The 16,969-nt window shown below is 67.7% G+C and carries 19 protein-coding genes and 1 pseudogene; 9 read left to right on the top strand and 11 right to left on the bottom strand.

The annotated features are described in order from the left end of the window. Positions 1-49: 49 nt before the first annotated feature. Positions 50-964, top strand: coding sequence for an SDR family NAD(P)-dependent oxidoreductase (locus AB0I04_RS41005; RefSeq protein ID WP_360897628.1), 915 nt, complete (start codon positions 50-52; stop codon positions 962-964). Positions 965-970: 6 nt separating this feature from the next. Here the strand turns inward: AB0I04_RS41005 and AB0I04_RS41000 are convergent, their stop codons facing one another. Together AB0I04_RS41000 and AB0I04_RS40995 are read right to left on the bottom strand one after the other, a co-directional pair. Further along, positions 971-1,546 (bottom strand): snapalysin family zinc-dependent metalloprotease, encoded by a 576-nt coding sequence (locus AB0I04_RS41000; protein WP_360897626.1) that lies wholly within the window; start codon positions 1,544-1,546, stop codon positions 971-973. A gap of 109 nt (positions 1,547-1,655) precedes the next feature. Further along, positions 1,656-2,621, bottom strand: coding sequence for an alpha/beta hydrolase-fold protein (locus AB0I04_RS40995; protein WP_360897624.1), 966 nt, complete (start codon positions 2,619-2,621; stop codon positions 1,656-1,658). Between the two features lie 267 nt (positions 2,622-2,888). On the opposite strand from AB0I04_RS40995, the gene AB0I04_RS40990 reads away from it, so the two are divergent. Both AB0I04_RS40990 and AB0I04_RS40985 read left to right on the top strand, forming a co-directional pair. Continuing rightward, positions 2,889-3,377: an RICIN domain-containing protein gene (locus AB0I04_RS40990; RefSeq protein ID WP_360897622.1), complete on the top strand. Its 489-nt coding sequence runs from the start codon at positions 2,889-2,891 to the stop codon at positions 3,375-3,377. Between the two features lie 151 nt (positions 3,378-3,528). Beyond that, on the top strand, positions 3,529-3,744 hold the full coding sequence (locus AB0I04_RS40985; protein WP_360897620.1) for a helix-turn-helix domain-containing protein: 216 nt from the start codon (positions 3,529-3,531) through the stop codon (positions 3,742-3,744). A 3-nt stretch (positions 3,745-3,747) separates the two neighbouring features. Here the strand turns inward: AB0I04_RS40985 and AB0I04_RS40980 are convergent, their stop codons facing one another. Continuing rightward, positions 3,748-6,597, bottom strand: coding sequence for an ATP-binding protein (locus AB0I04_RS40980; protein ID WP_360897618.1), 2,850 nt, complete (start codon positions 6,595-6,597; stop codon positions 3,748-3,750). A gap of 50 nt (positions 6,598-6,647) precedes the next feature. After that, the gene (locus tag AB0I04_RS40975) at positions 6,648-7,421 is read right to left on the bottom strand and encodes a hypothetical protein (protein ID WP_360897616.1); all 774 of its coding nucleotides are present in this window, start codon (positions 7,419-7,421) and stop codon (positions 6,648-6,650) included. Positions 7,422-7,457: 36 nt separating this feature from the next. On the opposite strand from AB0I04_RS40975, the gene AB0I04_RS40970 reads away from it, so the two are divergent. Both AB0I04_RS40970 and AB0I04_RS40965 read left to right on the top strand, forming a co-directional pair. Beyond that, positions 7,458-7,754: a hypothetical protein gene (locus tag AB0I04_RS40970; RefSeq protein WP_360897614.1), complete on the top strand. Its 297-nt coding sequence runs from the start codon at positions 7,458-7,460 to the stop codon at positions 7,752-7,754. Positions 7,755-8,147: 393 nt separating this feature from the next. Then, positions 8,148-10,385, top strand: a complete 2,238-nt coding sequence (locus AB0I04_RS40965) for a hypothetical protein (RefSeq protein ID WP_360897612.1) — start codon at positions 8,148-8,150, stop codon at positions 10,383-10,385. Positions 10,386-10,484: 99 nt separating this feature from the next. Here AB0I04_RS40965 and AB0I04_RS40960 read toward each other — a convergent pair whose 3' ends face one another. The 5 genes and pseudogenes from AB0I04_RS40960 to AB0I04_RS40940 all read right to left on the bottom strand — a co-directional run bounded on the left by AB0I04_RS40960 (position 10,485) and on the right by AB0I04_RS40940 (position 13,400). Continuing rightward, entirely contained in the window at positions 10,485-10,874 is a 390-nt protein-coding gene (locus AB0I04_RS40960; protein ID WP_360897610.1) for a hypothetical protein, read from the bottom strand. 65 nt (positions 10,875-10,939) lie between these two features. Next, complete coding sequence (locus AB0I04_RS40955) at positions 10,940-11,902, bottom strand: SEC-C metal-binding domain-containing protein (protein ID WP_360897609.1); 963 nt, start codon at positions 11,900-11,902, stop codon at positions 10,940-10,942. A 45-nt stretch (positions 11,903-11,947) separates the two neighbouring features. Next, complete coding sequence (locus AB0I04_RS40950; RefSeq protein ID WP_360897718.1) at positions 11,948-12,802, bottom strand: M48 family metalloprotease; 855 nt, start codon at positions 12,800-12,802, stop codon at positions 11,948-11,950. 192 nt (positions 12,803-12,994) lie between these two features. Next, positions 12,995-13,102 (bottom strand): annotated as a pseudogene (locus AB0I04_RS40945) (DUF2510 domain-containing protein); the annotation flags it as partial. Positions 13,103-13,115: 13 nt separating this feature from the next. Further along, positions 13,116-13,400, bottom strand: a complete 285-nt coding sequence (locus AB0I04_RS40940; protein ID WP_360897607.1) for a hypothetical protein — start codon at positions 13,398-13,400, stop codon at positions 13,116-13,118. Positions 13,401-13,604: 204 nt separating this feature from the next. On the opposite strand from AB0I04_RS40940, the gene AB0I04_RS40935 reads away from it, so the two are divergent. The 3 genes from AB0I04_RS40935 to AB0I04_RS40925 are packed head-to-tail and all read left to right on the top strand — an operon-like array spanning position 13,605 to position 15,233. Next, positions 13,605-13,904 (top strand): hypothetical protein, encoded by a 300-nt coding sequence (locus AB0I04_RS40935; RefSeq protein ID WP_360897605.1) that lies wholly within the window; start codon positions 13,605-13,607, stop codon positions 13,902-13,904. Next, positions 13,894-14,805, top strand: coding sequence for a hypothetical protein (locus AB0I04_RS40930; protein WP_360897603.1), 912 nt, complete (start codon positions 13,894-13,896; stop codon positions 14,803-14,805). Before AB0I04_RS40935 ends, AB0I04_RS40930 begins: the two co-directional genes overlap by 11 nt. Next, on the top strand, positions 14,802-15,233 hold the full coding sequence (locus AB0I04_RS40925) for a hypothetical protein (RefSeq protein WP_360897601.1): 432 nt from the start codon (positions 14,802-14,804) through the stop codon (positions 15,231-15,233). The genes AB0I04_RS40930 and AB0I04_RS40925 overlap by 4 nt, the downstream gene beginning before the upstream one ends. 351 nt (positions 15,234-15,584) lie before the next feature. Here AB0I04_RS40925 and AB0I04_RS40920 read toward each other — a convergent pair whose 3' ends face one another. Both AB0I04_RS40920 and AB0I04_RS40915 read right to left on the bottom strand, forming a co-directional pair. Continuing rightward, complete coding sequence (locus AB0I04_RS40920) at positions 15,585-15,677, bottom strand: DUF397 domain-containing protein (RefSeq protein WP_360897716.1); 93 nt, start codon at positions 15,675-15,677, stop codon at positions 15,585-15,587. Between the two features lie 2 nt (positions 15,678-15,679). Further along, positions 15,680-16,528: a helix-turn-helix transcriptional regulator gene (locus AB0I04_RS40915; protein WP_360897714.1), complete on the bottom strand. Its 849-nt coding sequence runs from the start codon at positions 16,526-16,528 to the stop codon at positions 15,680-15,682. Positions 16,529-16,619: 91 nt separating this feature from the next. Here AB0I04_RS40915 and AB0I04_RS40910 point away from each other — a divergent pair, with 91 nt between their 5' ends. After that, entirely contained in the window at positions 16,620-16,940 is a 321-nt protein-coding gene (locus AB0I04_RS40910) for a hypothetical protein (protein WP_360897599.1), read from the top strand. Positions 16,941-16,969 lie beyond the last annotated feature (29 nt).

Here is a 16,969-nt window from a genome sequence, read left to right as displayed (position 1 = left end):
AACAGACCGCCGGTCTCTTGATCGGCTTCGATCGAATCCCGGAGGGATCATGAACGAGAAGTGGACCGCCGAGGACGTGCCCGACCAGCACGGCCGCGTCGCGGTGATCACCGGCGCCAACACCGGCCTCGGCTTCGAGACCGCCAAGGTCCTCGCCGTACGAGGCGCGGCGGTGGTGCTGGCGGTACGGGACACGGACAAGGGCAAGCAGGCCGCCGCCCGGATCAGCGACGCCGCCCCCGGCGCGGACGTCACGGTCCAGCACCTCGACCTGACCTCGCTGGACTCCATCCGCGCAGCGGCGGACGAACTACGCACCGGCCACCCGAAGATCGATCTGCTGATCAACAACGCCGGGGTGATGTACACGCCGAAGCGGACCACCAAGGACGGGTTCGAGCTGCAGTTCGGCACCAACCACCTCGGGCACTTCGCGCTCACCGGCCTCCTGCTCGAGGCGATGCTGCCGGTGCGTGGCTCCCGCGTGGTGACGGTCAGCAGCGTCGGCCACCGCATCCGGGCCGAGATCGACTTCGACGACCTGCAGTCCGAGCGGTCCTACAGCCGGGTGGCGGCGTACGGCCGGTCCAAGCTGGCCAACCTCATGTTCACCTACGAGCTGCAACGCCGGTTGGCCGGTAAGGGCGAGACGATCGCGGTGGCCGCCCACCCGGGCGGCTCGCAGACCGAGCTGGGGCGCAACCTCCCGGCGCCCCTTCGTGTCCTCGAGAGGGCCTTCGGTTCACTGCTCGCCCAGAGCGCGGCGATGGGCGCACTGCCCACCCTGCGGGCCGCGACGAGTCCGGAGGTCCAAGGCGGCCAGTACTACGGCCCGGACGGGTTCGGCCAGACCAAGGGCCACCCGAGGCTCGTCGGGTCCAGCAGGCGGTCCCACGACGTCGCCGCTCAGCGCCGCCTGTGGGCGGTCTCGGAAGACCTGACCGGTGTGACGTTCCCGGTCTGATCCCGATCAGGGGGCGTCGACGACCGGGCCACCGGTCAGCCGGGGCGCCGCCGAGCTCGCGTAGTTGGCCTCCACGGCGGCACGCTCGGAGGCGTTGGGGGTGGCGTTCGTGCACGAGACGCCGCCGGTCGAGCCGGACATCAGCGACGAGCAGGGGCCGGGCTTGTTGTCCGGGAGGCCGAGGCTGTGCCCGAGCTCGTGCGCCGCGATGCGGATCGTGTTGTACCCCTCGTTCACCGCCTCCCGGCCGAACCACACCGTTCCGCTCCCGCCCGGGCGGACCGGACCGAGCGTCGACTGCGGCCAGCCGTCGAAGGCGATGATCCGGATCTCGGCCCTCGTACCGGCCGTGGCCTCGACCAGGCGGACGTTCTTCACGCTCGCGTTCCAGGAATTGGCGCCGGCGACCACGGCGCTCTTGAACTCCGCGGCCTGGCTGTCGTCGTAGTGGAGAGTGATCGTGGCGAGTGCGGCCTGCTGGTGAGCGGCCGACGGCGAGGCGCTCGCGACGGGGATCAGGGCGACCGAGAGGGCGAGCGTGCCGGTGCCGATCAGGGTGGAGGCGATGGTGCGGTACGACATGGCGGGGGGCCTTCCTCTGGCGGGACGTATGTGTCCCGGATCAGGTGGCCCGAGCCTATGTGCGTAGGAGCGCCGCAACAAGAGCGGTCATGTGGCGAAAACCGGTCGGTTATCCCTTGTCGCTGGTCGGCCCCTGCATATTCGCGGTGAGGAATTCCAGAATCATCGGGACCAGCTTCTTCAGGTCCTTGGTGAAGTGCTCGCCGTTCGGCTGGACGTAGGTGGTGGCGACGGTGGGCGGCTTGATCAGCTTCACCAGCGCGTTCATCCGCTGCTGCTCATCGCGGGACCGCGGCGAGCCGCCGGCGATGAGCAGCAGCCGGAGATCGGGCCGGTCCCTCTCGAGCATCAGGTCGGGGCTGTTGGCCCGGCGGCCGTCCTTCGACCAGTGCAGCTCGGTGTCGGGCTCGAAATAGCCGCCCCAGGAGACGACGGCCTTGAACGTGTCGGGATGCTGGGCGGCCAGCTTCACGGCACAGAAGGCGCCGGACGACGCCCCGGCCGTTCCCCAGCCGTCGCGGCTCCTCAGCGTCCGGAAGTTGGCGCGGACGAAATCGGGTACGTCTTCGCCCAGCCAGGTGCCCATTTTCGGCTTGCCCGGGATGTCACTGCATTCGGTGTCCTGACGCGACGACGGCTGTAGGACGGGCATCACCATGATGAACGGGTGGGCCTTGCCCGTGCCGTTCAGTCGCACGTCGTCCTCCTGGGCCGGCAGCACCTCCGGATTGGACCAGTAGTTGTAGCCGGAGCCGGCACCGCCCGTATGAAGAATAACGACGGGGAACCCGGTCTTGGCGTACCGCGGATCCTTGTACTGCGGCGGCAGCCAGACCCAGACCTTTCCGGTCCACCCGGACTTGGCCCCTTTCAGCCGTGTCATCAGAACCGGTCCGGCCGACGTATGGCGAGCGACGGTGAAGTGCGCGGCGGGACCGGTCGGCATCGCGACCGCGGGCGCCCGCGACACCGGGCCCTTCCCCGCCGCCGTCGTGGCCCTGGGCGGCTCCGCGCTCTTCGCCGACGCACCGGACCCACAACCGCTCAGCACCGCGGCGAGCAGAAACGCTGCCACGACGGACACCACCTGCGGCGACCCGCACCGGTAAGCCACCCGATCACTCCCGAGCCGGGCCGCGCATCGGCCCTCGAAGAAAACCGCCTCCACCGTACTGCCCGATCTGCATCGCCTGAAGATCGACCCGGTCGGCGAGGTTCTCCCGGGTGAAACCCAACCGTACGGCTGCGTATGGTATCGTCCGTCTCCATACGTGGCCGTATGGTCGGTATGGATCATGGTGCCGGTGGTCATGGGCCCCGGACGCCTCTGAAGGGGGAACAAGTGAACTTCAAGCAGGTGACCTTCGCTCTGGTCGCGACCGGAACGGTGCTGGTCGGCTCGGCGTCCTCCGCCTCGGCCGACGTCCACACCCAGGTCTTCACGCGCCAGTACAAGAGCATGCAGACCGGCAAGTGCCTGGACAGCAGGACGAACTACACCAACACCGGTGCCGCCGCCGTCCGCCAGGTCTCGTGTCACGGCCCAAGGCACAAGGACATCAAGCACCAGGTCTGGATCCGCAACAACGATGGCACCTTCCGCCCCCTGATCAACACACACAACTGCCTGACCGTCTACGGAACCGCCGCGGTGGTCATGCACAAGTGCACCGGGCACAGGGACCAGCAGTGGGACTGGACCGGCGGCGCCCACGGCAGGCTGAAGAACAGGAAGACGAACAAGTGCCTGTCCACCTACTCCGGATCAATCTACTTCCTCGTTGACAAGTGCAGCACGGGTGGAAACAAGCGCGTTTGGCACAGGTACTGAGCGTACGTCCAGGACGTCTGGCCCTACCTGCTCGTGGTCAAGTGCAACAAGAACGCCAAGGGCGACCTCTGGACCCGGTCCTCCTGAGCCGCAGCGGAGGCGATCTGCGGTAGGCCGGGCAAGCCGCATCATACCGCTCTATGATGCGGCCATGAGCGACCGTGCCCCTCGAGTACGCCCTGATGAGCAGCTGCTCACCACCCTGGAGGTCGCGCGCCTGTTTCGGGTGGCTCGTTCGACGGTGACCTCGTGGGCGCATCGGGGACTGCTGCCGTACATCACGACCCCGACCGGTCACCTGCGGTTCTACCAGGCCTCGATCGAGCGGCGGCTGGCCGAGCGGCATGGCCCGGACGACCGTCGCTGACGGTCATTCGGCGGGCGGTGCGTAGAAGCGGATGAGACCCCCGATGTTCGTAAAGTCGGCCACGGCCTCGGTGAGGCGCTGGGCCCAGTCGTCGTCATCCCGGCGGGCACCGACCGCGCTTTCGATCGCCGAGGGCGTGGCGGTGCCCCACAGGGCGGCGTCGCGGCCGGCGACGTCGCGCTGGTCGCGGTCCCACCAACGGGACACGCGCTCGAGCTGGTCGGCGATGCCGTCCCCGGGAATCGGTTGCCCGTAGACCTGCTCCCAGCCGCCGCTTCCGGGGTGACGGCCGGCATCGGGCGTACGGCGGTGGGCGGCCTGGAGCTCCTCCAGAACGAGGCACCATCGGTACGGGGCGGCGAACCACTGTGGCTCTTCGCCGGTGCACACCCGTCCGCCGTCCAGCCGGCCGCGGAGCACGGTGATGAGGTGGTCGGCGAACCGGCCCGGGTCGCCGTTCGTGGCGATGACCGATGCGCGGGAGGCCACGGCGGCGTCGACGGCATGGGAGAGGGCACAGTCACGGAGCCGGTCGGGCAGCGTCCGAAGGGGGTCCAGGACCGCCGCTCCGGGGACGGGGGAGCCCCAGCCGGTCAGGTGCGCGGCGGCGGTCAGATCGGCCCACAGCACCACGGCCGGGTGGTCGGCGAGGACGCGCTGCGCGGTGCGCATGTCTCGCAATGTGCAAGGTGACGTGCGGCAGTCGGTGCCGCAGGTGCCGCTGCGCGAGGTCACCAGGGCCTTCGGCGAGGTGAGCACGGCCGTGCGGGTGTTCTCCGTCGCCGTCCCATCAGGCATGCGGACCAAGTGCGGATAGTCCATGCCATCGCTGAACACCGCGCCCTCACCCGGCCGCAGAGTGACCAGGAACTGGGACTGGGCGTCGGTGATGTTCATGGTCGCGCCGACGGCGTCACGGTCGTCCTTGGCAGGCAGCCGGTGCACGATCTTCACGGCGGTGTTCTTGATGACGTCGGGCACGAGCTTGGACGGGATCTGCTCGGCCACGATCAGGCCCTCGCCGTACGCGCGGATCTCCGCCAGCAGCCCGGCGAACATCTCCACCGCGTGCGCGGCCGGCCCGGACTCCTCACTCTTGCGCAGCAGCCGGTGGGCCTCTTCGAACACGCTCAGATGCGACAGGCCGGTCGCGACACCGCCATTGGCGCGTTGCCGCATCCGCAGGTACTCCACCAGCCGGACCAGCACGGTCCCCATGAGGAACGCCTTGTCTCGGTCGTCACCGACGTCCTCGATCTCGAAGACGACGTTGCGCGAGAGCAGGCGTTCGAAGTCGATCGGGTGGCCGCCCTCGAAGAACCGGCCGGTCGTGCCCAGCCGGAGACTGGACAGCCGCACCCGGATGAACCCGCGGACGTTGTCGGTGATCTCCTTGCCGTACCCGATCTCGGTGACGACGTCTTCCGCGGCGGCCTGCAGATCCGCCAAGGTCGGGTAGCGCGGCGCCGTCCCGGGCGTACGCGGCTCGCCCAACGCCAGATCCCAGCCGAGCTGTTCGTAGCAGCGGGTCAACGCCGCCGACAGCACCTGCGGGAACGGCTCGTCGGACTCGAACGCGGCCAGGAACAGCGCCCGTACGAGGTCGGCATGGGTCTGCAACGGGAACGCCCGCCCGTCCGGGTCCGTGGCCGGCTCGAGCGGGTTGATGCCCGCGGCGATGGCGTCCACGTCGCCGGGCCGGATCGCGATCACCTCGGCGTCGGGCAGGCGGGCGGCCATCAGCCGGTACTCGGCCTTGGCCGGCTCGACCACCAGCCACGGCAGCCCAGCAGAGGTCGCGGCCGCCAGCAGCCCGCGCACGGTCTGGGACTTGCCCGCGCCGGTGGCACCGCACACGAAGGTGTGCCGGTTCAGGCTCTCCAGCGGTATGGACAACAGGCCGACGTCTCCCCGGTTGCGGTCCAGGACCCGGCCGAGCGGCACACCACCGGACGCCGTCTCGGGAGTGACGTCGAACTCCGGGCGCACGACGAACCGAACGCCCGGCACCTCACGCACCGGAGGCCGGGCCAGTGCCGCGACCAGCCGGGAACCGGCCTCGAACGGGTACGCCGTCCCCGCCTTGGGATCGGCGTCCGGCTGAGGCACAAGGGCGTACGGCAGGCCGTCCAGGTCCGCCGACGCGCACACCAGCGCCGCGACCCGGGCCGCCGCCTGCGGACTCATCCCACCGGCCAGCAGACGCACCCGCCACAGCCCGCTGGTCGCGGCCTGACGCAGCTCCCGGTGGCGACGCTCCAGCCGGGCCGCCTCCACGGTGTTCTCCGGCGAGCGCTCGGCCATCGACTGAGCCGTGTACGCGCGGTCGGCGATCTCATCCGCCAGCCGACCGGTCTCGACGGTGTTCACGGGCTCGGCCAGCAACAGCCACGCGAACGGCTGCGTCCACACCGACAGCAGGCAGTCCTCCAGCGACGGCCGCATCACCTGCCCGCCCGCGTCCGGCTGATCATCGGTGAGCAGCCCGTCGGTGATCCCGCCGATCCGTACCCAGTTCGGCAGATCACCCATCACCTCGGCGACCGCGCCCGGCCGCAGCATCCGGCCGCGCCCACCCACCGGCAGGCTCAACGCCGCCCCACCGGCACCGTCCTCAGTGATCAGGCCCTCGCCGCCGACGTACACCTCGACCGGCCCGCCGACGCTCGCCCGACGCCAGCCGACCAGCACCGGCCCACCACCGTGGTACGCCGACACCAGCGCCGCCAACCGCTGATCACGCCACTCATCCCGCCCACCGGACTCGGACTCATCGGTAAGCCGGCGCCGGGGCACCTCGGCCAGCCGGCACGCCGTCAGCGTCCGCGTCATATCCCATACCGATGCGGCCATCGCTCACCCTCCCGCCACGCTGATCGGCGCCGCCCTCATCGCTTCGGCGCTCATCCGACGGCGGGCGACGCCTCGTCGCCGCTCCATTTCCGGCGGAATCGCTCGATTAGGCCGTCGGCCTCCGGCTCACTGATCTCGGCGAGTTCGGGGAGCCCGGGCTCCTCCCCGCGTTCGGCCTGCTGGAAGACGTCCGTAGGCCCCCAGGTGAGGTCTCGGCGTATCGATTCGTCAGCGACGCCTTCGGCCGTGGGACGTTGGCGTACCAGCCCAGAAGGATCGTCGATCGTACGGCCCCGGCCGATCACCGCAAAGTATTTCGTCTCACTGCTCAACATCAGCGCCTTTCGTCCTCCCATGGGGAATGGGAAGGTGTGCCGGATGTTGTCATGGATGTCCGCGGCGAGCTCGGCCGTCGACTTGTCCGGTTCGAGCGTGATTCGCTTGGCGAGCTTTTCCTTGAAGCGGTCCGAGCCCTCGAGAGCGTGCTTCTCGGTGCCGGGGACGAGTTCCCCGTAGGGCGACTCCTGCTCCACGCGACGCATGTCGGGAGTCAGGCCGCGATCGCCGTACTCACCGTCCGTATCTCGCCCCTCGGCCAAGCGACGGGCGTCGAGTGCCTGGTCGGCGATCAGGTTGTCCTCGGGGGTGAGACGCAGCCCCTCCCACTGCCAGCCACCGTCCGCGGTGCTGACCGGGCGCTCAGCGGCAGTGCTGGAGGTGTCGGCCGGGTCGGTCGCCGACGGCGGGCTCTGCTCGGTGCCGCTGCCGGTGGCCGGGGCACCCTCCGGGCTTTCCCGCGTCTCGGAGGGCGCCGCCGCGTCCAATACGCCGCCGGACACCTCGACGCGTGCGGTCCGGCCGTGGCCTTCTCGCTCTGGTACGACGGCTGCGGGGGATGCTTCGGCCGGTTCTTCTTCGACGGGTTCGGCGACAGGGCGGCGAGCGCGATCCGGTTGTGTGGGAACGTCCTCCACCCGCCCGGCGATCAAGGAAGCCGGGTCAACGGGGCCCGTGGCATCCGCATTCGCCGGGCCGACCGGGTCGGCCTCGTCCTCCGGCGAAGGCTCTTCGGCAACGTGATCGGGTTCCTGCGAGGCCGACCCGGGTTCGTCGCCATCGGCCGCATCCGGGTCCGCGCTGGACGGCCGCTCCGATGAAGAGACCTCGGTTGAACTCCCGGGGGGTGCTGTTTCGTTCGCGGCGGCGGCGCCGGCACGGCTGTCCGCACGAGACGGGCCGTCGTCCGAACCTGGGTTGTCCGGTGGCGGAGGCGGTGGCCGATCTGAAGGCGGCGGCTCCTCGATGGCCTCTGCGTCACGTTCAACGGCCATCGTTCGGTTCTTCCCCCAGTGCAGCCCGTGTGCCTTGTGACGTGGGTCGCCGTGCGCGGCGATCTGGGTCAGGCTATTGAGGGTGTTGCCCAATTGGAAGCAGCCGTTCCAAACAGAAGTAGTGACAAGTCCGCTATCGCTCTGCTTGGGTAGTCCATTCGGGGTGGTCAGACGTATTGTCAAGGCCGGGCATTGTGGAGGCACGGGGGTTTCAGGGTCATGACTGTCGAGCCCGTCGATCGTCAGTCGCTGCTGGAACGGCGTTCGCTGCTGTTCTCTCCGGACCCGCGGCTGGGCTGGGTCTTCCGTGACCGCCGGGCGTACTACGTCCCGTTCACCGAGCCGCCGCCACAGCCCCAGCAGTTGCCGCAGTACCTACAGCAGCAGGTCGTCGCCACGCGGCAGGCCCTCGACCAGCGTCGCCGGCGCACCCTTCCGCTGAGCGTCACAGGGTTCGTGATCCTCGCGTCGTTCTCTGCCTACTCCGTCAGCGACCACTCGTTGGGCAGGACGTCCATCCCTCTCGGGTCGTTCGTGCTGGCCCTGATCTGCCTGGGATTCGGCGTCGTGCTCACCGGCATCGCGGCCACCTCCTGGCGCAACGCCCGAGACGCGTACGAGACGGCCCGCCGCCGTGCCGAGGAGACGTACGGCGCGGCGATGCGCGACTGGCAGGCCCGCAGGCACCGGCACGAGAGCACCGAGCACCATCAGGCGAACACCCGTCCCGAATGGGGCGCCGTGCCGCGTCCGCTGTCCCGCACACGCCTGGACGTGTTCGGCGGCACGCTGTGGAGCTGGGAGGCGCTGCTGACCACGTACGGCAGCTCGGCGCTGTTCACCGGGCCGCTGCTGGTGATCGACCTGTCGCGCGAGACGGTCTGCGGCGAACTCGCTGCGCTGTCGCGTGCCGCGGGCATCGACGTCGACGCCCAGGTCCTACCGGCGCAGCTCGCCGCCTCGACGCTGCTGTCCGGGCTGGAGCCGCGCGGCCTCGTGGACGCGATCGTCGAGTCGATGTACGGCGGCTCCCCGGATGCCGCGCGAGCCGATCGGGCCATGGACGACCGGATCCTCATGAAGGTCTGTGAGGCGCTGGGGGATGGCGTGTCCCTCGCCCGCATCGGTGCCGCGCTGCGCGCCCTCATGGGCGAGCCCGACGACTCGGCGGCCCTGGACCGGGATGAGCGGCGCCGTATCGCCAACGAGTTGTTCAGTGTGGAGTACCGCCGTCAGGCGCACGCCAACCTGTCCCGCATCGAATCGTATGTCCACCCGCTCGAACAGCTCGGCACTCGGCCCGAGCGCCGCAACTCCGGCTACCTGACGTGCATCGCGCTGGACAGCGACGCCCGCAACGTCCGCTCGGAACTGCTCACCGACCTGATCGTGCAGTGGGTCACCCAGCGCGTCGCAGCCTCCGGCAGCCCGCGTCCGTCCGTGGTGGTGGCCGGCGCCGACGAGCTTGCCCGCCGCCACCTCGAACGCCTCTCCGACGCGTGCGAACGCCGTGGCATCCCGCTGACGTTCCTGTACCGGCGGCTCCGCGAGACCGGCGGCGAGATGATCGGCGGCGGCACGGTCGCGTTCATGCGGCTCGGCAACCACGAGGACGCCACGCGCGCCGCCGACTTCATCGGCCGCGACTACAGGTTCGTCCTGTCCCAGATCACCAAGAACGTCGGCGGCAACGAGTCCCACACCGAGTCCGATACCGAAGGCGAAGGCGACTCCGACACCATCAGCCTGTCCACCTCGATCGGCACCTCCACCAACTGGGGCACCACCCGCTCCTCCGGCGCGACCCGATCCGGCGGTGGCCCGTTCGGCTTCTTCGCCGACCGCTCGACGAACACCGGCGACTCGCGTACGCGGGGCGGCGGCACCAGTGAGACCGACACTCACGGGGAGAGTCGCTCGGTGTCCCGTAACTGGTCCAGCGCCTACTCCTACGCGGCCGGCACCAACTGGAGCGACGCGGACACCACCCAGCGGGTGTACGAGTACGCGGTCGAGCCGGTCAGCCTGCAGCACCTACCGGACCACGCCCTCCTGCTCGTCGAGACCCGCCACGAAGGCGGCCGGAAACTCACTCCCGTCGAATGCGACCCGGCCATCGTCACCCTCGACCGCGTCGCCACCACCCCCCTGCCCGACCCACCACCCCGGCAGCCCTCGGCCGTGCCCGGCCCGCCGCGCTGGGCCACCCCGCCGGCCGTCGACCCGCCGCGTGAACCCCTGCCGTACGCCCCCGGCCCACCACCCGGCTACCAGACCGGCCCCCATCGCCCGTCGGAGGATCAGGACCGACAGCCAGGCCAGGTCGTGCCCCGCACCACCCGATCACTCAGAGACCCGTCCCGCCAGAACCCGTCGCCTCCCGGCAGTCGCCCATCCGGTACGGGAGACGACGACCGGCCAGGCCCGCCGCCCCTCTTCGGCCACGGAAACGAGTGAGGAAGACCGGCGACTTCCCGCGAGCTTTCAGGACTGGGAGGACGGGTCGGCGATGGGACGCGGGTTTCGCCCCTCGGCGTGGTTCTTGGCGCTGAGTGGTCAGCTAACTCCAGGCGATGGCAGGCGAGTCAAATCAGTGAGGGGGTTGAAGCCCCACTGCTTCTTGTCCCGTTGCCAGAAGGCGTCGGTTCTCAGCCGAAGAGGGTCGGGAGCATCGATGTCCACGACGTAGGAGTCCTGCAGGTCTTCGGTGACCGTTATGTGTGCGTCACGTAGGCGGCGTCCACCGAATCGGGCGAGCTGTTCAGAGATCTTTGACCGCCACTGCGGGCCGAGCATCTTGAGAACGGCCCGCTCATCTCGGTTGTCGTAGGCGGTCAGAAGAGTGCGCACCGTCTTGACAAGGTTGTCCTGCTTCGGAGGTGGACTGCTATTCCTGGCATAGCAGCCTGTGATGATCAGTGCTGTCGCGATCGTCAGGCCGGCCATTTTCCGAAAAGTAGCCACACCTCCGGAGGTTACCGACCTCCTCCCTTACGCGGGGATGCCCACGGTCATCGGTTGGTCGGTGATCCGCAGCACTTCTTGTATTTGCGGCCGGAATCGCACCAGCAGGGTTGGTTGCGCTCCGGTGGCCAGTGGAGGGTGGAGGCTCCTTCGTCCAGCCGGTCCTGGAGGTAGTCGATGCGGGTCTGCTGGTCTCTCGGGTCGCGTCCGCGTTCTTCGCCGTATCGCAGAAGGTCGTCGACGGTCGTCGGGAGGATCACGAGATTGGTCACGCCTCCTTCGCGGACGGTGCTGTGCCATCCGCGTTCCACCCGGCGGAAGTAGGACGTCACGTCGTCGTCTTCGGGGCCGTCGACCTGCACGAGACCTTCGGCGAAGGCACGCTTCACGTCGGAACGGACGAAGAACGACCCGGCGCCGGTCGAGGGACCATGGGACGGCCGGCCGCGCCGTGCGATGCGCTTCGTCGCCTGCGTCATCTCGGTGTTCCTGCCGATGGCACGTCGATCGAACTCGTCGAGCGGCAACCCCAGGGCCTGCCGTACGCGTGCCCGTCCGGCCAGTTCGAGCTCGAAGAAATCGCTCTCCGGCTCGCGGTCTTCGCCCTCCTCCGAGAAGAAGTCCCGACAGGCCATGTTGTACCAGGTGAGAGCCTTCTCCAGCTCCCCTTGGGCTTCGAAGAACTCCGCCATCAGCGACGCCGGGCCGGGAAGGGGCCGTCTCTTCTCGAGACGCGCGATCTCGGCACGCGCCTCGTCCTGACGGTCGAGCTCATCCAGCACGTGGATCTTCTCCACGATGGCGTACTGGGCGTCGTCCTCGTCTCTGGCCGTCGCGACGACCTTCTCGTAGATCTGCAGTGCTCGATCGGTCTCCCCGGCGTCGGCCCATTGCCCCGCCATCTCCAGCAGGATCTCGTCGCGATCGTCCGGGTACACGACGAGATCCCGTTCGAGGTCCTGGGCGTATTTCCGGGCCTTCTCGCGCTTACGCTGCGTCGACGTTTCCATGTACGAACGGTAACGAGCCGGTCCCCGGATCTGGCGCGGATCGCGTCACGCGGCGAGTGTTCTCCGCAGGCGCTGGGCGCGGCGTATGAGGAGGGGCTGGACGGAGAGCAGACGCGTGACCCGGTCGGTCTCGGTGTGGCCGGCCTCGATGGCGGTCTCCAACGCTGCCAGGAGCTGCGGGCCGAGCCCGACGTCCACCACGGCCGCGTCGGCCAGGAACTCCGTACGGTCGGTGGACGGGCGTGCCAGGGTGGCGCCGACGAAGGCGATGCCGGCGGGGATCGCCAAGACCACGACGAGCAGCGCCACGGCGAAGGTGAAGATGAACGACACCAGGAAACCGAACGGCGTGTGCCACCGTTTCGCGATCGCCCACATGCGGCGTACGGGCTGCCAGATCCGGGCGAGCAGCCACCACAATGCCCGGACTGGCAGGGTCAGAAGCGTGTAGCACACCACGGGAACGGCGTGGAGGCCGAGGTGGTGGCCGAGCTCGTGGACCAGCACCGCCTCCATCCGGTCGGCCGGCAGCGTGTTCACCGCGTAGGAGGTCATGACGACGGTCCGGCCGGTGACGGCGGGCGCGTTCACGCCATCCGACTCGGTGAGCATCAGCCGGTACCGCCCGGCCGTGACTCCCAACCGCTGCAGCGCGCGGCGTGACGGCTCGGCGAGGCGACGGTGCTCCTCGGCGGTCGGGTCACGGTAGCCGTACCAGGCGCGCTGGATCGTCTCCCGCGGCCAGGTCGCCACCACCGCGCCGAGCACCCAGGCGGCGAACGGGGCCACCGCTCCCCAGACCGGCCAGACGAGCTGCAGCCCGTACGCGATCGGCGCGACGATCGCCAGCGCCCCGATCGCCGCGGGTATCAGCATCACGACGCTGATCGTGACCGACACCAGGTTCGATCGTGTCGGCCGGACCGGGCCACGCTCGATCGAACCGCTCGGCGGCAGACCGCCAGGGTGCGGCACCACGGCACGGCCAGGGACGGACGGTCGGGGCGGTACGGTCACGCCCGATCCGTACGCGGCCGGACGGCCGTCCTGCGGCCGCACCGGACGTACGGGAGCGGAGGGAGGCCGGCCGGGGGACGCGGCGCGAGTCCCGGCGGTCCAGGTCCGGCCGTCCCAAAAGCGTTCGAACGGCTGCCCACCGGGGTCTGGGTACCACCCGGCGGGAGGCCCGCCGGTCACCATGCGGCCGATCCCTTCACCGGCTCTCCTCGCGTCCGGGTGCCGTGAGGCGGTCTTCGAGGGCCTTGATGACGATGTCCGTCGCTCCGGAGGCGGACAGGGCCGACGGGCCGAGGGACGGGCGACGGCGGTGGCCGAGCGCGGCCACCGCCTGGACCCACGCGGCCCGGTAGAGGTCGTCCACGTCGAACGCGCCGACCTTGAGCTGTCCGAGCTGCCTGCCACCCTCGACGAGCTTCCGCGCGTAGTCGAGGTTGCGCCTGAACTCTCCGAAGGCATCGGTGGGGGCTTCGACAGGCACGCGACATCCTTGTCATCGGCTCAGTACGGGAGATGGTAAGAGTACGCCAACCGGCCATCCCACCTCATGGGCGATTCTCGACGGCGCGCCCGAAAAGCGGTGCGGTGGATAGCCGGATTTGGACGATAACAACGCGTCACAGGTGCGACGGAATAGTCTGAGCAGGCATGCGGTGACGGTCTTCGACGACGGGGCGACGGACGGGTGGCGATGGACCCCCTCAAGCCAGCCGACCCTCGTACGCTCGGTGATATCGAGTTGCACGGGGTGCTCGGCGAAGGGGACATGGGAAAGGCCTATTTCGCGGTGACGTCCGGTGGGGCGCGCGTCGCCGTGAAGGTGATCCACGCCCACCTCGCCGACCGGGCGGGCATCCGCGCCCGTTTCGATCGAGAGATCGACGCGCTGGGGATGGCGCAGGGCCCGCGCCTCGCCGCGCTGGTGGACGCAGCCGACCCGGACGTCGAGCAGCCGTGGCTGATAGGTGGCGATCATGGCGATTGATCGGGATACCAGCGCTGCTGACGCATCTGGCGAAAGCGGCAGCGAGCAGCGCGACCAGACTCGGAATCCGCCTCCCGATCGGCCCGGTGTTGAGGGTTTTCCGTCTCGAGCTGAGAGTAGAGCCGGCGCGGCTGCGGCCAATAAAGACGTCGATCAGGAATCGGATCAGATGGCTTCTGATTCCGCGAAGGACAAATCCGCTCTGCCCACTGCTGGGAAGTCTGGCGTCGAGCAGAACAAGCAAGGCGGGTGCAAGGCTTCAGGTGCTGAGGCAGACAAGGAACAATCGACTGGCACGGCTAAAGAAACGATCGGCGGAAAGAATGGCGCTTCTGAACAGCAGCGATCTGCGAGCTCCGAGCGCTCGGCGAATGAGCGCGGAAGTAGCGAAAATGCGCAGGACCTGAACAGCGAGTCAAAGAAGAGCGCCAGCTTCATCCTGGAGTACAAGGCGATCAAAGATAAGATTGATCCTTTCCGGCCGAACTTCGACGAGGCTGAAGGTAGTAAGGGGAAGTACCGCTGGACGGCTCGGGAGGGACAATCTGAATGGACCGATGGCGTAGGTAGCTTGCGAGATCTCCCAGATGGAGAGGAGCTTGGTGAGCGGGATGAGGATCGCAGGACTAAGAGTGATAGATTTCTGGGGAAGATTCAGGATAATCTCGACGATATCAACGATCAGCTCGAGAAGACCGCTGGCGACGTAAGTGACCTTTTTAAGCCGCCGCCAACCGGTCAAGCCGAGACAAGAGCTGATAACAGCCCAGTAGCAGTTGATGTGCATCAATCTGGCGTCGATCCTGGGAATGCGGCAACGGCGGTTCTTGTGGCGGGTATAGTTGCCGCTGAGGCATTCCGAAGAGGCCGCGATAAGATTCGAGAGAGGAGTGCAGAATGAAGGTTACCGCAGACCAGGTGACTTCCCTCAAGGCGTACCTTAGAGGTGACACCGCTAGCTTTGAGCGGATCAATGCTCAACTTGACCCAACCAACAAACGTGCTCGCGGAGCCCTGATTGCTGCGGCATTCTATTCGGCCGCAGAGCGGGCTTTCGCGGACGGCAAGCGTTCGGACGTGATCGAATTCGTGGGAAGAGCGCGTGCGCGATCCGAGAGGCTTGCAGAAGCTATCGATCCTCGCGTAGCGGAGCGCCTTCTCCTGGCCACGTTTACTGATGAGGATATAGATGACATTAGCGGCGAAACGCAAGGCGATCACTTTGGTCTCTTGCTGGCCGGGATGATCGCAGAGGCCCAACTATCCGACGCCGAACTCGATGCGTTCCTTGATGACGCGAGTAAGCTCGCCGACTCTTGGCTCGGCTGAGCGGGTGCTGCGATCGAGAAAATGAGCGAAGTCGGACGGCCACAGTGGTCACTCTGTCGTCTACTGTAAGTCCGCGTGGAAGTCGGCGACCTCTATGCACTGGTTGCCGGCCGGGGCGGCTGCCCTCGTTCTGCGCTTTCCCGCCACACGGGAATTTTCCCGCCTGAGGGTACACTGCAGAACTAGGTATCCTTGCCGTCGACGGCGTTTAGGTGTTATGCCAGGTCTCGCGCCGACCTCCGTTTACCCTACCCTCAGGAATATCGAGATGCGAAAGTCTGCAGACAGCACAGCAGGGTGGCATCATTTTTAGTCCGTTAGGCGAGGACTAAGCCGCCTTCTAAGAGTGACTTATCGAAGATCCAACACGGCAACCTCTACGCACTGGTTACCCTCCGTGTCTGACCTGCTGCTCTTTCGCCACTCGACCGAGGGGCTGCCCATGTTCATGTGATTGTCTCCCTGATCGCCTTTTTGATCAGGGTAACTGAAGCAACCTCGTCGAGGGAGACCTTGGTCATCTGTCGGAAGTCGGCGTGAAAGCCGGCGACCTCGTTGGCGTCGTGGAAGTATCGTTCGCCGACGCGGTTCTCGCAGAGTACAACGTCGGGATCGACGGACTCCGCGAAGGTGAGGATGACGAACGGGTTGCCGACCGCCGGATACAAGCCTGCCTTGTACGGAAGTACGCGCAGGCTGATGCTGGGGTGCTCAGCCGCCTCGATGAGGCGCTCCAGCTGACCACGCATGATGCTTGGATCTCCGGCACGTCGGTGGAGGACCGCCTCATCGATGAGCATCCTGAGTTCGAGCGGCTTCTTGACATCCCGAAGTCGCTCCTGCCGTTTCATCCGTGCGGCGATGCGTCGGTCAACCTCCTCTGACGGGATGGCGCGGCTGGAAGCGACTATCACCGCGTGTGCATAGTCCGGCGTCTGAAGCAGGCCCGGCACCTTGCTTGGCTGGTAGTTGCGTATCAGTGACGCTTCGGTCTCCAACTGGACATATGGGCCAGGGAAGAGATCGCGATAAGAAGACCACCATCCGCCCCGCTTGCGGGCGTTGCGGCCCAGGTCGAGGAGTCGTTCGGTGGTCTCCGCATCGGCCTTGAACAGCATCAGCAACTGACGTAGGTCGCTCGTGCTGACCGAGCTCTGCGCGTTCTCGATCCTGATGATCTTGTTGGTGGACACCTCCAGGTACGTAGCGACCTCCTCCTGAGACAGCCCGGCCTGCGTACGAAGACTCCGCAGCTCGCCGGCGAGTCGTCGTCTCAGCACAAGTGATGCACTCATTTTCTTAGCTCCCACCTTGTTGGGTCCGAAGAAGTCGTCTACCGTACGACCGAACACATACTGTCACTACTCAACTACGGAGCGGGGGCAAATGGCCGAAAACCGTGTCTCGGGCAAGCACGCCCGAGCAGATCTTCAACCGGGGGATCGGATCCACTACCTGGAAGCGCTCGCGGAGCGGCTGCGGAGAGAAGGGTGGTACGCCCGGGTCATCTCCTCGGCGGGGGAGGCCGCGTTAGTGCGGGTGGTGAACCCGTCGGCCGCGCCCCTCAACGACGACATCACGGTCGGTCCGGATCGGGCGGGGTTGTGGTGGTTCCGCTGGTCGTTCGGCACTCGGATCGCTCACGTCGACAACCTCGACATCGCCGCCGCCCGCATCATCCAGGTTCTCGGCTGCCCAGGCCGCTGACACACCCCCGCCGTGGCGACCAGGTGCCC

This window comes from Actinoallomurus sp. NPDC050550, from assembly GCF_040655075.1.
Taxonomy (GTDB): Bacteria; Actinomycetota; Actinomycetes; order Streptosporangiales; family Streptosporangiaceae; genus Actinoallomurus.
Note: the sequence above shows the minus strand (reverse complement) of the source record. Positions and strands in the feature narration are given on the sequence as shown.

Coding starts and splice junctions, on each gene's coding strand:
- AB0I04_RS40925 (WP_360897601.1), top strand. CDS start 14,802: ATGAAGGTTACCGCAGACCAGGTGACTTCCCTCAAGGCGTACCTTAGA.
- AB0I04_RS41005 (WP_360897628.1), top strand. CDS start 50: ATGAACGAGAAGTGGACCGCCGAGGACGTGCCCGACCAGCACGGCCGC.
- AB0I04_RS40980 (WP_360897618.1), bottom strand. CDS start 6,597: ATGGCCGCATCGGTATGGGATATGACGCGGACGCTGACGGCGTGCCGG.
- AB0I04_RS40915 (WP_360897714.1), bottom strand. CDS start 16,528: ATGAGTGCATCACTTGTGCTGAGACGACGACTCGCCGGCGAGCTGCGG.
- AB0I04_RS40955 (WP_360897609.1), bottom strand. CDS start 11,902: ATGGAAACGTCGACGCAGCGTAAGCGCGAGAAGGCCCGGAAATACGCC.
- AB0I04_RS40960 (WP_360897610.1), bottom strand. CDS start 10,874: ATGGCCGGCCTGACGATCGCGACAGCACTGATCATCACAGGCTGCTAT.
- AB0I04_RS40930 (WP_360897603.1), top strand. CDS start 13,894: ATGGCGATTGATCGGGATACCAGCGCTGCTGACGCATCTGGCGAAAGC.
- AB0I04_RS40910 (WP_360897599.1), top strand. CDS start 16,620: ATGGCCGAAAACCGTGTCTCGGGCAAGCACGCCCGAGCAGATCTTCAA.
- AB0I04_RS41000 (WP_360897626.1), bottom strand. CDS start 1,546: ATGTCGTACCGCACCATCGCCTCCACCCTGATCGGCACCGGCACGCTC.
- AB0I04_RS40920 (WP_360897716.1), bottom strand. CDS start 15,677: ATGGGCAGCCCCTCGGTCGAGTGGCGAAAGAGCAGCAGGTCAGACACG.
- AB0I04_RS40985 (WP_360897620.1), top strand. CDS start 3,529: ATGAGCGACCGTGCCCCTCGAGTACGCCCTGATGAGCAGCTGCTCACC.
- AB0I04_RS40965 (WP_360897612.1), top strand. CDS start 8,148: ATGACTGTCGAGCCCGTCGATCGTCAGTCGCTGCTGGAACGGCGTTCG.